This is a genomic window from Rhodoferax sp. GW821-FHT07G04, assembly GCF_059418585.1.
In genome coordinates, this window is sequence record NZ_JBWKQD010000002.1 from 1,368,962 (window position 1) to 1,383,069 (window position 14,108).

Genomic DNA, 14,108 nt, shown 5'->3' on the forward strand with positions numbered 1-14,108 from the left:
GCAGCCAATGCGGCAAGGGTTCAGCCGGCTGATCTGGCGATTCTGCCCAGTTCAACCCCACTCGCCAACGAATTCTTAGTTGTTTGTATATTCCAGGTTTCTCTGTCACACCGCTAAGAACCCCGACATGATCCCACGCATCGCCGCCGTGGCGGGCCTGCTGGCCTGCCTGAGCGCAGCCCCGGCTGTTGCTGCCCCGCCCCATCCCATGCAAGCCAGCGACGCGCAGGCCCTGCGCCCGGTTGGCGAGGCGCAGATATCCCCCGATGGCCAGTGGGTGGCCTATACGGTGCAGACCGCCAACACCGAGAAGGACCGACAGCAAAAAGACCTGTGGATGAGCAGCACCGATGGCAAGCAGCACCTGCGGCTGACCCACTCGGGCGACGTCAAGGGCAAGCCGCGTTGGGACCCGCAGGGTCGGTGGCTGGCCTTTCTGGCCGAGCGTGGCGAGGACGAGGCCGCGCGCAAGAACGCCCAAGTATGGCGCCTGAGCCGCAGCGGCGGCGAGGCCGAGCAGGTCACCGCCACCAAGACCGGCGTCAACGACTTCCGCTGGTCGCCCGATGGCAAACGCCTGGTGCTGGTGGTACCCGATGCCGACCCCCGCGAAGAGCCCGAACAGATGGAGGGCTGGAAGCGCAAAACCAAACCGCCCATCGTCATCGACCGTTTCCACTTCAAGCAGGACATTGAGGGCTACCTGGGCCCGCAAAAGAACCACCTGTTTGCGCTGGATCTGGCTACGTCCCAACTCACGCAACTGACCAGTGGCAACTTTGGCGAGACCGCGCCGGCCTGGTCGCCCGATGGCCGCCAGATGGCCTTCTTCAGCAACCGCGCACCCGAGGCCGACCGCACCGAAGAAACCAGCCTGTGGGTCATGGACCTGCCCACGCAGACCGGGCGAGCAGCAGCGCCCCGCAAGCTGGCCACCTTCACCACCGACGAAGACAGCTACCCGCTGTGGAGCCCTGATGGCCGCTCGCTGGCCTTTTTGATGGGCAGCGATGTGCGCTTCTCCGCCTACCAACGCTACCGCATGGCCAGCGTCAGCCGGGATGGCGGGCCTGTGAACGTGCTGAGCCAAAGCCTGGAGCGCGGCTTCCAGAATGCAATGGCCTGGGCACCCGATGGGCGCAGCCTGTATGGCATCGTGGACGATGACCGCAGCAGCTACGTGGTGCGCGTCAACGCGGCAACAGGCAACGCCAGCGCTGTGCAGCGGATCACACCCACACAAGCCAGCGTGTCCTACCTGTCCGTGGCAGGCAATGGCACGTTGGCCGTGCTGGCCGGTAGTGCCAAGCAGCCCGATGAAGTGCATGTCTTCAAACCCACCAACACCACACCCGCCTTGCAACGTCTGAGCCACCACAACGACGACTGGGTCGCCAGCTTGCAGTGGGGACGTACGGAGGAGTTCAGCTCCGCCAGCAAGGACGGCACCGAGGTGCATGGCCTGATGACACTGCCACCAAACTACCAGACTGACCAGAAATACCCCACCGTGCTGCTGATCCATGGCGGCCCCAATGGCCAGGATGCGCACCGCCTGGCCAGTGATGGCAATGTGATGCGTGAGCTCCTCAGCGCCCGTGGCTATGTGGTGCTGCAGGTCAACTACCGCGGCAGCAGCGGCCGGGGCGATGCCTTCCAGCAAGCCATTTATGCCGACTGGGGCAACAAGGAAGTGCAAGACCTGTTGGGCGCGGTGGACTGGGCCGTCAAACAAGGCATTGCCGACCCGGCGCGCCTGGGCCTGGGCGGCTGGAGCTATGGCGGCATCCTGACCGACTACGTGATCGCCAGCGACGCGCGCTTCAAGGCCGGCGTCAGCGGTGCGGGCAGTGCCAACCAACTCAGCATGTTTGGCGCCGACCAGTACAGCGTGCAATACGAGCGGGAGATGGGTCCGCCGTGGAAGTCACAAGACCTGTGGATCAAGGTGTCCTACCCCTTTTTCCACGCCGACCGCATCCGCACACCGACGCTGTTTCTAGGCGGTGAGCTGGACTTCAATGTGCCCATCACCGGCGGGGAGCAGATGTACCAGGCGCTGAAGATGTTGGGTGTGGATACGCAGTTGGTGATCTACCCCGGCCAGTACCATGGCCTCAAGCTGCCAAGCTACCGACAGGATATGCAGCAGCGCTTTCTGGCCTGGTTTGAGAAATACCTGGGTCGCTGAACCAACCGCTGCCCACTAGTGATTGCAACAGCGCCAAGCCCAGCGGCCAGGCGCCAAAGCCGGCTTCCACATTGATGTGGCCGGCGTTTTGCAGGCGCACGAATTCGCTGCCCCAGGCGCGGGCATAGGCACCGGCCGTGCGCACGGGGCAATAGGGGTCGTTGCTGCTGGCCACCAGAATGCTGCGGTAGGGCAAGGGCTGGTAGGGCACGGGCGCAAAGTCGGCCAGCACACTGCGGCGCTCAGGGTCGGCCGGGGCCACCAGCAAGGCACCTTGGATGCGCGCAGCGGCTTCGGGCGGCAAATGCGTCGTGGCGATGCAGCCCAGGCTGTGCGCCGCGATCACCACGGGGCCATCCACTGCCAATATCTGGCGCGCCAACGAGCCCACCCAGGCCTGGCGCGCAGGTGCCACCCAATCGTCCTGCTGTGTGCGCTGTGCACCGGGCAGGCTGTCGGCCCACAGGCTCTGCCAATGGCCGGGCCCGGAGTCGCGCCAGCCGGGCACGATGATGATGGAGGGAACGGTTGCCATAGGTTGCGGTTACTCAAAGATGAAGCGGGATTGTGGTCAGCGATGCGCAGAATTCCAACGACTATGTTCTTCTTTGTTTATGCGTTTATTGGGATATAGACGCCTGCACCGCCTGGTGTTGCGTATTCACCATTGCTATGGCCACCGTGTTGGAAGCCCAGCAGACCCCAGGCCATTTGTGTTGCAAAAGCACGCAAAAGCAGGCCAAAAGCCTGGCCCGCTAGTTGCAAAGAGTAGCGCTCCGTCCATGGAGCTACTCGATGAAACACACGTTCTACCTTCCCCTTCTGCTGGGCCTGAGCACGGCACTGGCCGTCGCTGCCGATAGCAAACCCGCACCCGCTGGCTCAGCGACCGCCGCTGCACCCGCCGCCAACAAGACCTGGTCCCCTTACCAGGCCGTCAAGCCAACCGATGTGCCCGCCGTCAAGCAATCGGCCTGGGTGCGCACACCCATCGACGCCTTCGTGCTGGCCAAGCTGGAGGCCAAGGGCCTGACACCCTCGCCCGTTGCAGACCGCGCCACCTACATCCGACGTGCCACGCTGGATGCCTGGGGCCTGCTGCCCACGCCCGAAGAGGTAAAGGCCTATGTGAACGACAAATCACCCAACGCCGATGAGAAGCTGGTCGATCGACTGCTGGCGTCCCACCACTTTGGCGAACGGCAGGCGCGCCGCTGGCTGGACCTGGCCCGATACGCCGACAGCGCCGGTTTTCAGAACGACAACACGCGGCCCAACAACTGGCGCTACCGCGATTACGTGATCAATGCCTTCAACCAGGACAAGCCCTTCAACCGCTTCATACAGGAACAGATTGCCGGTGACGAGCTGTGGCCCGGTAGCCAGGAGGCCAAGATTGCGACCGGCTTCCTGGCCGGCTACCCGGACAACAGCAACTCGCGCGACCTGGTGCAACGCAAATACCAAATCGCCACCGACATGACCGACCTGGTGGGCGAGACCTTTCTCTCCGCCACGATTGGTTGCGCGCGCTGCCACAACCACAAGGCCGACAAGGTCAGCCAAAAGGAATACTTCCAGTTGCAAGCGTTCTTTGCCAATACCAGCTTTGACGAGAAGGCTTCTCTGACCGACAAAGGGCCACACGACCTGGAGTTCGAGAAGGCACGCAACGCCTACAACGAGCTCACCAAGGACATCCGCGCCAAGCAAAAGGCCATCCTGGACTCGGTGCGGGAGGAGGGTTACAAGTACCACAAGGAGCGCTACCTGACCGACAGCCGGGAAGCCATCTTCAAGCCCGAGAGCGAGTGGACTCCATTGGACCGCTGGGTGAACTTCCGCCTCAAGACCGTGACCACGGATGCCGACATTGCCAGCTACCTGAAACTGACCGCCACCGACAAGGACAGTAACGACTACAAGCCCGCGAACGTCGAAAAGTGGCAAGCCTATGACAAGCTGACCGTCGAGCTGAAGAAGTTCGATAAGCAAAAACCTGGCAGCGGCTCGGTCACTTTGACCGCCGCCAGCGAATTGGGACGTGCGGATTCGCCTCCCACCTTTGTCCGCTTCGGCGGCGTGCACGAGCGTCCACTGGAAGAGGTTCAGCCCGGCTTCCCGGCATTGTGGGCCGGCAATGTGAAGCCCCAGATCACACCAACCGCCACATCGTCGGGCCGTCGGACAGCCTTGGCCAACTGGATTGCCAGCGCATCCAACCCGTTGACCGCACGGGTCTATGTGAACCGCGTCTGGAGCCAGTACTTCGCAACCGGCATTGTCAGCACGGTGGCCGACTTTGGTCGCGCGGGTACCAAGCCCACGCACCCCGAACTGCTGGACTACCTGGCCAATGACTTCACGCAGAAAGGTTGGAGCGTGAAGCAATTGCAACGCCAGATCTTGCTGTCCAGCGTCTACCGCCAGTCCTCGGCCGAGCGCAAGGACGCGCTGGCCGCAGACCCCGACAACAAGCTCTTGGCCGTCTTCCCACGCAAGCGCATGGACGCTGAGGAAATCCGCGACTCCCTGCTCTACGCGTCGGGTGAGTTGGTGGACAAGGTAGGCGGGCCTGCCGTCTTCCCACCCGTACCCGGCAACCTGGGCGCAGGCAATCTGTGGCAAGAAGCCCAAAGTGCGGAAGACGCCCGCCGCCGCAGCATCTATGTCTTCGTGCGGCGCAGTGTGCCCTATCCGCTGCTGCAGACCTTTGACCCGGCCAACCCCTCGCAGCCTCACCACAAGCGCGACGTGACCACCACACCGCTGCAGGCCTTGACGCTGTTCAACAGCGACATCGTGTTCGGCTGGTCGCAGGCCCTGGCAGGCCGCGTCATCAATGAGGCGGGGCAAGACGAAAGCGCACAGTTGAACCGGCTCTACCAGGTGCTGTATTCACGCAACCCCAACAAGGCTGAGAAGACCCTGCTGCAGGGCTTCCTGAACCAGCAGGAAAAGGTGATTGCCGCCAAGGCCACCGGTGGCCGGTTTGAAGCCGCCCTGCCAACCCATCTGAAAGAGACCACGGCGCACTTCAGCCCCGTGCGCGCGGCGGCCTTTGTGGACCTGGTCCACACCGTTGCCAACTCCAACGACTTTGCCTACCGCTTCTGATTTCGCTTCGCTTGCATCCAATCCATCCATATCCACACAAGGAAACACCATGAGCCACAATTCACGCCGCGACTTCTTGATCAAATCAGGCCAGGGACTGGTCGGCGGTGCCGCATTGAGCGGCCTGCTGCCTGGCGTAGGCGCATTCTCGGCAGCCCATGCGGCCGACCTCGCCGATCCGCTGGCGGCCAAACTGCCGCACTTCCCTGCCAAGGTCAAAACGGTGATCTGGTTGCATCAGAACGGCGCACCCAGCACGCTGGATTTGTACGACTACAAACCCGAACTGGTCCGTCTGCACGGCCAGGACATTCCTGCATCTTTCCTGAAAGGCATCAAGACCAGCACCCAAGGCGGTGTGGGCAAGCTCTTCGCATCAAACCGGACCTGGAAGCAGCACGGCGAGAGCGGTGCCTGGTTCTCGGACCTGGTGCCACACCTGTCGCAACATGCGGACAAGATGGCCTTCATCAAATCCAGCGTCACCGTGGGTGCAACGCACGACATTTCCATCCTCAAACTCAACACCGGCGATCTGAGCCCCGGCCGGCCTTCACTGGGGGCCTGGGTGTCGTATGCGCTGGGCTCCGCCAACCCCGACTTGCCATCGTATGTGGTCTTGTACAACGGCAAGACCGAGCCCAGCGCAGGTTCGGTCAACTGGAGCTCCGGCTTCCTGCCCGCGGTGTACCAGGGCACGGCTTTCCGCCCAGGCCCATCGCCCATCCTGTACCTGGACCGCCCCGAGCTTCGTGCACCGACCCAGCAGCGCGCCTCGCTGGATCTGCTCAAGCAACTGAACAACCTGGGGGCCGAGAAATACCCCTCAGACACCGAGTTGCGCGCGCGCCTGAAATCCTACGAGCTGGCCGATCGCATGCAGGCAGTGGCACCGGAAGCCGTGGACCTGACCAAGGAGTCTGCCGCCACCAAGGAGTTGTATGGACTGAACGATGAGGTCAGCGCCTCCTACGGCAACACCCTGCTGCGCGCACGCCGGTTGGCCGAGCGCGGCGTGCGCTTCATCCAGGTCGTCACTGGCGCCCCCGACGGCCAAACCGACATCACCAGTTGGGACGCCCACAGCGATTTGGAAAAGAACCACGGTCTGATGTCTCGCATGGTCGACAAGCCCATTGCCGGCCTGCTGGCCGACCTGAAGGACCGCGGCATGCTGGACAGCACACTGGTGGTCTGGACCTCGGAGTTCGGCCGCACCTCGTATGGCCAAAGCGGCAATGGACGCGACCACAACCCTTGGGGCTATACCCAGTGGATGGCCGGTGGCGGCATCAAGGCCGGCTACACCCACGGAGAAACCGACGAACTGGGACTGCAAACCGCAGACAAGGACAACGCGGTGGACACCTATGACCTGCAGGCTACGGTACTGCAACTATTGGGGCTTGACCATCTGAAGACCACATTCCTGAACAACGGTCGTTCGGAGCGCCCCACCGTGGTCTATGGCAAGGTCGTTCAGGAGCTGCTGGCTTGACGAAAGACATTGCGCATAGAAAGCGTGCAGCAGGCTTTCTTCGGGTCCTTGTTGCCGGCGCAGTGCTGGCGGCAGGGGCTGCGGGTGTGCGTTCCGCCGAAGACGGTTTTGGGGTGGATCTGATGCAGGCCATAGAGGACAGCAACAAGAGCCTGGCTTCCAACATCGCACTGAAGGCCGCCAACGGGGCCAATACCGATGCGCAAGAACTGAGCGAAATGTTCGCCAAAGTGCAGGCGTACTACAGCCAGAAGGGTGATGCACCCGACGCCGTTGAACTCGCCGGCAAAAGCCACGCATTCACACAGCAGATTCTGCGATCGGTAGCGGCCGGCGACTACGCGACGGCCACCGACGCGGCCACTGCGCTGTCCAGAACCTGCAAGACCTGCCACAACTTTTACAAGAAATCCTGAAAGCCCCGCCCCATGAAGTTTTCACTGATTGCCACCGCACTGGTGGCTCTGTCCATAACCACGACCCATGCCGCGCTCAAGGAGGGCCAAAGCGCACCCCCCTTCGAAGCCCAAGCCTCGTTGGCGGGAAAGGCATTCACCTACTCCCTGAAGGACGCGCTGAAGAAAGGTCCGGTCGTCGTGTATTTCTACCCATCGGCTTACACCGGTGGCTGCAATATCCAGGCCCATGCCTTTGCAGTCAATATCGACAAGTTTGCTGCAGCCGGCGCCAGTGTTGTCGGCGTATCGCTGGACAGCATTGCCCGCCTCAACGACTTCTCGGCCGACCCCGCATACTGCGCCGGCAAGCTGGCCGTAGCATCGGACGCCGATGGCAAGATTGCCAAGGCCTACAACCTGGTCGTGCGTGACGCGGTGAGCGGGCGCAAGGATAGCCGCGGTGCCGACATCGACCACGCATTCGCCGAGCGCACCACCTTCATCATCACGCCCGATGGCAAGATCGCCGCCACCGTGGCCGGCACCGCACCGGCAGAGAATGTCGACCAGGCCTTGGATGCCGTACAGAAGCTGGCCCGTTCCAAGCTATCCCAGTTGTGATGTGGCGCCTGCCCCATGCACACCCAATCCGATCTGCCCCCGCAGCCACCGGCCCCAGCATGCTGCGGCACATGCTGGCCTGCCTGGGCCTGCTCGCTGCCGTCAGCGGCAACCCCGCCTGGCCCGCTGCCCCAAAGGCAAAACCGCCTGCAACGGCTGCCTCGCCTTCTGCGGGCAATGCCGTGCTGGGCCAAACGAAATCCGAGGCCGAGCGCTGCCAGGAATGCCATGGCGCCAATGGCCAGGGCAACACCACGGAGCCCGGCGCCAAGTTCGCCCGGCTGGCAGGCCAGCATCCGGACTACCTGGTCAAGCAGATGCAGGACTTTCGCAGCGGCGTGCGGCGCCAGGACGTGATGGGCATCATGGCCCGCAGCCTGGATGCCGCCGACATGGCCGATATCGCCGCCTACTTCGCCAGCCAACCTCGGATGCGCGGCAGTACCGACACGGTGGACACGGCAGGGCGCGAGCTCTACACCCATGGCGATGACAAGCGCGGCATCCTGGCCTGTGTGCAATGCCACGGCGATGCCGGGCAGGGCCACTCTGCGGCAGCCGAAACCATTCCCCGCATTGGTGGACAAGACCAACACTACCTGGAGCGGCAACTGCGTGACTGGCGCAGCGGCGACAGAAGCAATAGCAAGGGCGCCAGCATGAACCGCATCGCCAAGCCCTTGACTGATGAAGAAATTAAATCCTTAACCCACTATCTGTCCGAACTTTAGAAAGGAAAAGCAACGTGCTCCATTCACCCCTTCGCCCACTTCACCCCAACGCAAGCCTATGAAAAAGACACTTACCTCACTCGCAGCAGTCGCCTTGGTTGCCGCCTTTGGCTCCGCTTCGATAGCGGTCTACGCCCAATCGGCACCCAAACCCGAAGCGTTGATCAAATCGCGCCAATCCGCCTTCCAGTACATCGCCTGGAACTTCGGCCGTATCAAGGCCTCTCTGGACGGGCAATACAGCAAGGACGATGTCACGCGTGCTGCCAACGCCCTCGCCGCCATCGCCCATTCGGGACTGCCCAACCTGTTCGCAACCGGCACCGAACAGGGCAAGGGCTGGCATGACACCGCGGCCAAGGCAGAACTCTTCAACAACAAGCGCACCCAGGATTTGTTCGCCGACTTCGCCAAGGAGTCCACCGAACTCGCCCGCGTGGCTGCGCAAGGCGAAGCCACCGCGGTGAAAGAGCAATACGGAAAAGTCGGCAAGGCCTGCAAGACCTGCCATGACGACTTCCGGGTCAAAGACTAGCCCCATCCCTTCCACAAACTTACTTTGTAAACATCTATGTCAACCTCTCACAGAATCCTTGCGACCGCCGGACTATGCGCGGCGCTGTGTACGCCGTTCGCAACCATGGCCCAGACTCCTGCGCCCGCCGCACCACCCGCACCTGTATCGGCCACCGACGCAGCAAAGCTGTTCAGCTTCTTTGTCACCAGCGAAGGGGGCGGCAAGGGCGCGGACCTGGGCGGCCTGACCGGCGCCGACGCGCATTGCCAAAAGCTGGCCAGCGCAGTCGGTGCTGGTGGCAAGACCTGGCACGCCTACCTCAGCACACAAGCCAGCGGAGCACAGGCGGCCGTGAATGCGCGCGACCGCATCGGTCAAGGTCCTTGGTACAACGTGCGCGGTGCCGTGGTTGCCAAGAACCTCTCCCACCTGCATGGCGATACGCTGGATGAAGCACGCCTGGGCAACAACCTGACCTGGGCCACTGCATTCACTGAGAAGAACGAAGCGGTGAAGCGCGCTGGCGACAAGCCCAACGAGCACGACATCTTGACGGGCTCCACACCCGACGGCCGTGCCTTCAGCGACGCAGCCGACCACACCTGCAAGAACTTCACCAGCAGCGCCGTGGAAGGCTCAGCGCAGGTTGGCCACTTTGACCGCACGGGTGGCGGCAACACGTCGTGGAACTCGACACATGCCAGCCGGGGCTGCGGACAGGCCAACCTGCTGGCCACTGGCGGTGCCGGCTTGCTCTATTGCTTTGCCGTGAACTGAGTTTGCAAACCTGTGAAGCGATCGTGCAGTGCACGACCGCTTCACAGACTGGCACCACTGGCGACATACACCGCAGCCAATGCAGCGACTACGGCCACACCCAAGGCAATGGCGCTACCCCGCACGGTGGCGGTGTGGGCGGCATCAGCATCCACCTCTTTCCAGCCCGTCACCATGGGTTTGACCAGGTTGTCGCGCTTGAAGAGCAGGTAAAAGGCGATAGCCAGCACATGCAGGCCTACCAGCCCTAGCAGGATGTTGGACAGTTGTTTGTGCAGGCCACCCAGGCGACCGGCCAGGGTTTCATCAACGAGGTTGAACAGCGGCCCATTGAAAGCAATGTCGTCGCTGCTGAACAGCCCGGTCGTGACCTGTACCGCCAGCAAGCCCAGCAGCGCAAACACCGACAGCGCGCCCAGCGGGTTGTGCCCCACACCGCGCCAACGCCCTGTCAGATGGGCACGCAGCTTGGACCAGGTTGGAACAAAACTCGCGAAGCGGGCATGGGTCGAGCCTATCAGTCCCCACACCACGCGAAACACGACTAGGCCAACGATCGTCAGTCCCATCTTGGCATGCACGGCCATCCAGTCGCCACCGACTTTTCCGGTCACGATAGCGGTCACCACCGCCACTACCAAGGCCCAATGAAAGATGCGCAAGGGCAAATCCCATAGGCGGATGGAGCCCCGCACCGTGGCGGTAGATACCTCCTCGCGTTGAAGGCCAGCAGGCGCGAGGCGACTCATGGGGTCACCGCGGCTGTTTTGGGTGGAGGTGGCAGTACGCGGGTAATGGTTCCGCCCTGGGCCTCATAGTCTTCAGAGCCTGCCGCCCCCGCGACCTTGAAGCCCTTGCTGGTCAGCACATCACCAGCGGCGCCGGCCCGGTGTGCATGGTTGGAGACGGTGAGAATCACACGGTCCTTGGGAATGTAGTCCAGGCTCTTTTCCAGGTCTTTCGCTTGGACGTTCAGGTACACCGGAAAGCTGCCTTTGGCGGTTAACTCGTCGGGGCGGCGCACGTCAATAACCAGCAGCTCCTGGGGTTTGTTCAGCAGCGCATCTATCTGGACGCGCGTCAGTTGTGGGGTTTGGTAGGTCCAGGCTTGCGCCGCCGAGGCAGCGGCTATCGGTGTCGGCACAGTGGCTTGCTGGCTCATCGCGGAGCAGGAGATCAGACCCAGAAAAGCCGTTGCTAGTAGCGTTTTATCGATGCGCATTGGATTCACTTTCTTTGTGTGTTGAGGTAGCTGCTAAGGAAACTTGCAAGGTCTATTGATGGCAACAAACGTGCCATGCATGCGAGGCGTGCTCCCACAAGAGAGGCCGGGGGAAAGCGTTGCAGGCACCGCTGCAAATTCAGCAAACCTGTTCGATTCGCAACAGCCCACTCCGCGTTCCGTGTGCGAATGCCAGCAAGAACGCACGGAAAGCACGGGTATTCCCTGGCACGGCTTCTGCGTAACAAAGAGTCTCTGCGCACGGATGGACACAACAACGCCAGACACCAGAGGACACGGACTTTGCAACACTCAAAAAGGGTTTTTTACAGTGCATCGATTTAGAAAAACAGTCTTGGCGGGAGCCACTTGCTTGGCGTTGGCAAGTACCGCTGCACATGCTCAAACCACGGCACAATTGAAAAGCGAAATCGACGCACTGCGTGAGCAGGTCAAGGAGCTAAGTCAGTTGCTGAAAGCGCAAGCTGCAGGCGCACCCAAAGCCACCGCCACCGATGCCGACCAAGCCACCATTGACGCCAACACCGTGGCCACCAAAGCGGATATTCAAGGGGTGCGGTCCGACTTCGAAAACTACAAATACGAAACGGCACGCACGCTGGAACGCAAGGTGCCTGCGGTCACCCGCAACACCACCATTGGCGGTACGGTACAGGCACGGGCCAGCTGGCAAGATCCGCCGCAGAACGCGGGGGTGGCCAATGGCGCCACCGGTGGCAACACCAATTACCAGGCCACGCCGCGGGATACAAGCTTCGATATACCGTCGGCCACGCTGTCGCTTGCAGGCACCCTGTACCGCGACTACGACGCCGGCAAGAATTTGACCTATGCCTTGGGCTTTGCCACGGGCAGCAATTTTGCTGGCAGCCCGCAATCGACCACCAGCGCAGACCGCACATTGGGCGTGGCATCGGCCAATGGCAACCAATTCAATCTGACCAATGCCAGCCTGACCTACAGCTTCTTCCCCACCAACGGGGGGCAAGAGGATGCAAAGGGTGCGTTGACCTTCGGGCAGCAGCTTGTGCCCTTCGGACTGGAAGCGCAGGCCACGGAAGAAATTCGCCCGGTCATCAATTCCGCGCAGTTCACATCGGCTCTGAGCGGCATCAACACGCGGCAGATTGGATTGATCTACCGGGGCGACGCCTGGGTCAACGTGGACTACACCAACAACTACCGGTCCTCACTACTGGAATACGCCTTCGGCATCGTCAATGGCAACGGCCCCAACAAGTCCGACAACAACGACCGCAAGGACTGGGTAGGCCGTCTGGCCTTCACGCTGCCGTCGGACTACAACAGCTGGCTGCGCGAGTTGAAACTGGGCGTGTCGCACTACCGAGGCTACAACAATCTGGTCAACACCACATCAAACGCAGTGGTCGGGTTCTCAGAATCGCGGCGCACAGGGTTTGACATCAACTACACGCACTTGCCGTTCTCGATCGCCTATGAGTTCGTACAGGGTGAAGATGACACGCTGCTCAACGCTGCGAACGCCGCGCCCGGTGCACCGACCTATGTCAAGAAAGCGACCGGCCAGTACATCAATTTTGGCTACACCTGGGGCGAGCAATTCCTGGCCAGCGAGAAGACACTGGCCAAGTACGACGACTTCTGGCCCAAGTCCTACCAGGCTTTCCTGCGCTACGACGTCTTGGACTCGGACACGCTCAACGACCCCATCGCCCGCGCCAGCAGCATTGGCGACAAAACACAGATCACCACGCTTGGCCTGAACGTCTTCTTCGCCGAAACAACCAAGCTGCAGATCAACTACTTGTTGACCCGCAACGATGCGCCGGCAGCGGGCGGCTTCACAGCGGACCGGCCCGAAGCCGTGCGTGCGCTGCAAGTGCAGTTCCAGTACGGCTTCTGATCCACCCTCTTCTTTCTATCTTCAAAGTATTCGACCTATGAAACGACGTACCCTTGCCGCGCTCTTCGGCGCATTGACATTCCTGGGCCTTGGCAGCCTGCCCGCGTTTGCGGAGGAAAAGCCCACCGTGATACGCATCAGCTTTCCCGGCGCAGGCACAGGCGGGCGGCCCATTTCAGGGGGCAGCTACCCCAGCAACGCCAATTTGTTCAAGGAGATCGATGACGAGTTCCGTGCCGACGGCATCAAGATCGAATGGAAATTCTTCCCGGGCGCTGGCCCCGCACTCAATGAGTCGTTCGCCAATGGCTTGACCGATGTGGCCTTTGGCCACGGTGATCTTCCCTTGATTGTCGGCCGCTCAACCGGTTTGAAACACAAGATCGTGCTGTCTTCTGGCCGCTTGGGCAGCAGCTACTTTGTGGTGCCGGCGGGCTCCACGGCCAAAACGGTGACCGACCTCAAGGGCAAGACACTGGCAACCTTCAAAGGCACGGCCGGCCAGTTGACGCTGTACCGCTGGCTGGACAAATTTGGCTTCACGGACAAGGATTTCCGCATCGTCAGCCTGGACGGTGACTCCACCAAAGCGGCATTGGCCACCGGCAATATTGACGGAGCCAACACCACACCATTTGACCTGGAAGCCCGTGGCATCGCGCGCCGCATTCTGGAGCTGACCGATGATCCCAAGATCACCCGACCGGGCACGGTATGGGTTGGCGAGACCTTTGAGCAAAAGTATCCAGCCATCGTGCAGCGTTTGGTGACCCGCCTTGTCAAGGTGGCGCATTGGAGCACACAAGAAACCAATCGAGAGAAGATGCTGCAGGCCTGGTCCACCTCGGGAACACCGTACATCGACTACAAGCAGGACTGGTCAACAGAGAAGGACCTGCGCAACCGCATCAACCCGCTGCTGGACGAGTACTACGTGTCCAGCCTGACCCACTCTATCGAAGAGACCAAGAAGTACAAGCTGATCCGCAAGGATGTCAGTCTGGACGGGTGGCTGGAACCCAAGTACCTCAACCAGGCGCTGAAGGAACTCAAGCTGGAAGACTACTGGCCGCAGTTCGATGCCGATGGAAAGATCAAAGTCCCCGGACGCAAGATTTAGGCAGGCAACG

At 61.6% G+C, this 14,108-nt stretch carries 13 protein-coding genes; 10 read left to right on the forward strand and 3 right to left on the reverse strand.

Annotated features, from left to right (window positions below; genetic code table 11):
• Positions 1 to 127 precede the first annotated feature (127 nt).
• A complete protein-coding gene (locus AC07OO_RS15545) occupies positions 128 to 2,191 on the forward strand; it encodes a S9 family peptidase (protein WP_495082988.1) in 2,064 nt (687 codons plus the stop codon).
• Here the strand turns inward: AC07OO_RS15545 and AC07OO_RS15550 are convergent.
• The gene (locus AC07OO_RS15550) at positions 2,118 to 2,726 is read right to left on the reverse strand and encodes an RBBP9/YdeN family alpha/beta hydrolase (protein ID WP_495082989.1); all 609 of its coding nucleotides are present in this window, start codon (positions 2,724 to 2,726) and stop codon (positions 2,118 to 2,120) included. The genes AC07OO_RS15545 and AC07OO_RS15550 overlap by 74 nt on opposite strands.
• Positions 2,727 to 2,986: 260 nt before the next feature.
• On the opposite strand from AC07OO_RS15550, the gene AC07OO_RS15555 reads away from it, so the two are divergent.
• The 7 genes from AC07OO_RS15555 (at position 2,987) to AC07OO_RS15585 (ending at position 9,850) form a co-directional block, all read left to right on the forward strand.
• Complete coding sequence (locus AC07OO_RS15555) at positions 2,987 to 5,308, forward strand: DUF1549 and DUF1553 domain-containing protein (protein ID WP_495082990.1); 2,322 nt, start codon at positions 2,987 to 2,989, stop codon at positions 5,306 to 5,308.
• Positions 5,309 to 5,357: 49 nt separating this feature from the next.
• A complete protein-coding gene (locus AC07OO_RS15560; protein WP_495082991.1) occupies positions 5,358 to 6,806 on the forward strand; it encodes a DUF1501 domain-containing protein in 1,449 nt (482 codons plus the stop codon).
• Positions 6,803 to 7,222 carry a hypothetical protein gene (locus tag AC07OO_RS15565; protein ID WP_495082992.1) on the forward strand — a complete coding sequence of 140 codons (420 nt, stop codon included), beginning with the start codon at positions 6,803 to 6,805 and terminating at the stop codon, positions 7,220 to 7,222. Before AC07OO_RS15560 ends, AC07OO_RS15565 begins: the two co-directional genes overlap by 4 nt.
• A 12-nt stretch (positions 7,223 to 7,234) precedes the next feature.
• Complete coding sequence (locus AC07OO_RS15570) at positions 7,235 to 7,825, forward strand: peroxiredoxin (RefSeq protein WP_495082993.1); 591 nt, start codon at positions 7,235 to 7,237, stop codon at positions 7,823 to 7,825.
• Positions 7,826 to 7,884: 59 nt separating this feature from the next.
• The gene (locus tag AC07OO_RS15575; RefSeq protein ID WP_495082994.1) at positions 7,885 to 8,556 is read left to right on the forward strand and encodes a c-type cytochrome; all 672 of its coding nucleotides are present in this window, start codon (positions 7,885 to 7,887) and stop codon (positions 8,554 to 8,556) included.
• A gap of 58 nt (positions 8,557 to 8,614) precedes the next feature.
• Positions 8,615 to 9,091, forward strand: a complete 477-nt coding sequence (locus tag AC07OO_RS15580; protein WP_495082995.1) for a c-type cytochrome — start codon at positions 8,615 to 8,617, stop codon at positions 9,089 to 9,091.
• Positions 9,092 to 9,196: 105 nt separating this feature from the next.
• Positions 9,197 to 9,850, forward strand: a complete 654-nt coding sequence (locus tag AC07OO_RS15585) for a lectin (protein WP_495082996.1) — start codon at positions 9,197 to 9,199, stop codon at positions 9,848 to 9,850.
• A 41-nt stretch (positions 9,851 to 9,891) separates the two neighbouring features.
• On the opposite strand, the gene AC07OO_RS15590 is transcribed toward AC07OO_RS15585, so the two are convergent.
• Entirely contained in the window at positions 9,892 to 10,599 is a 708-nt protein-coding gene (locus tag AC07OO_RS15590; protein WP_495082997.1) for a cytochrome b/b6 domain-containing protein, read from the reverse strand.
• A complete protein-coding gene (locus tag AC07OO_RS15595) occupies positions 10,596 to 11,072 on the reverse strand; it encodes a rhodanese-like domain-containing protein (protein ID WP_495082998.1) in 477 nt (158 codons plus the stop codon). The genes AC07OO_RS15590 and AC07OO_RS15595 overlap by 4 nt, the downstream gene beginning before the upstream one ends.
• Positions 11,073 to 11,490: 418 nt before the next feature.
• On the opposite strand from AC07OO_RS15595, the gene AC07OO_RS15600 reads away from it, so the two are divergent.
• Both AC07OO_RS15600 and AC07OO_RS15605 read left to right on the forward strand, forming a co-directional pair.
• Entirely contained in the window at positions 11,491 to 12,978 is a 1,488-nt protein-coding gene (locus AC07OO_RS15600) for a putative porin (RefSeq protein ID WP_495082999.1), read from the forward strand.
• A 37-nt stretch (positions 12,979 to 13,015) separates the two neighbouring features.
• On the forward strand, positions 13,016 to 14,098 hold the full coding sequence (locus tag AC07OO_RS15605) for an ABC transporter substrate-binding protein (RefSeq protein WP_495083000.1): 1,083 nt from the start codon (positions 13,016 to 13,018) through the stop codon (positions 14,096 to 14,098).
• Positions 14,099 to 14,108: the final 10 nt, after the last annotated feature.

Excerpts from the sequence above, each read along its gene's own strand:
- AC07OO_RS15605 (WP_495083000.1), top strand. The coding sequence starts at position 13,016 with ATGAAACGACGTACCCTTGCCGCGCTCTTCGGCGCATTGACATTCCTG.
- AC07OO_RS15580 (WP_495082995.1), top strand. The coding sequence starts at position 8,615 with ATGAAAAAGACACTTACCTCACTCGCAGCAGTCGCCTTGGTTGCCGCC.
- AC07OO_RS15550 (WP_495082989.1), bottom strand. The coding sequence starts at position 2,726 with ATGGCAACCGTTCCCTCCATCATCATCGTGCCCGGCTGGCGCGACTCC.
- AC07OO_RS15585 (WP_495082996.1), top strand. The coding sequence starts at position 9,197 with ATGGCCCAGACTCCTGCGCCCGCCGCACCACCCGCACCTGTATCGGCC.
- AC07OO_RS15590 (WP_495082997.1), bottom strand. The coding sequence starts at position 10,599 with ATGAGTCGCCTCGCGCCTGCTGGCCTTCAACGCGAGGAGGTATCTACC.
- AC07OO_RS15570 (WP_495082993.1), top strand. The coding sequence starts at position 7,235 with ATGAAGTTTTCACTGATTGCCACCGCACTGGTGGCTCTGTCCATAACC.
- AC07OO_RS15545 (WP_495082988.1), top strand. The coding sequence starts at position 128 with ATGATCCCACGCATCGCCGCCGTGGCGGGCCTGCTGGCCTGCCTGAGC.
- AC07OO_RS15575 (WP_495082994.1), top strand. The coding sequence starts at position 7,885 with ATGCTGCGGCACATGCTGGCCTGCCTGGGCCTGCTCGCTGCCGTCAGC.
- AC07OO_RS15595 (WP_495082998.1), bottom strand. The coding sequence starts at position 11,072 with ATGCGCATCGATAAAACGCTACTAGCAACGGCTTTTCTGGGTCTGATC.
- AC07OO_RS15560 (WP_495082991.1), top strand. The coding sequence starts at position 5,358 with ATGAGCCACAATTCACGCCGCGACTTCTTGATCAAATCAGGCCAGGGA.
- AC07OO_RS15555 (WP_495082990.1), top strand. The coding sequence starts at position 2,987 with ATGAAACACACGTTCTACCTTCCCCTTCTGCTGGGCCTGAGCACGGCA.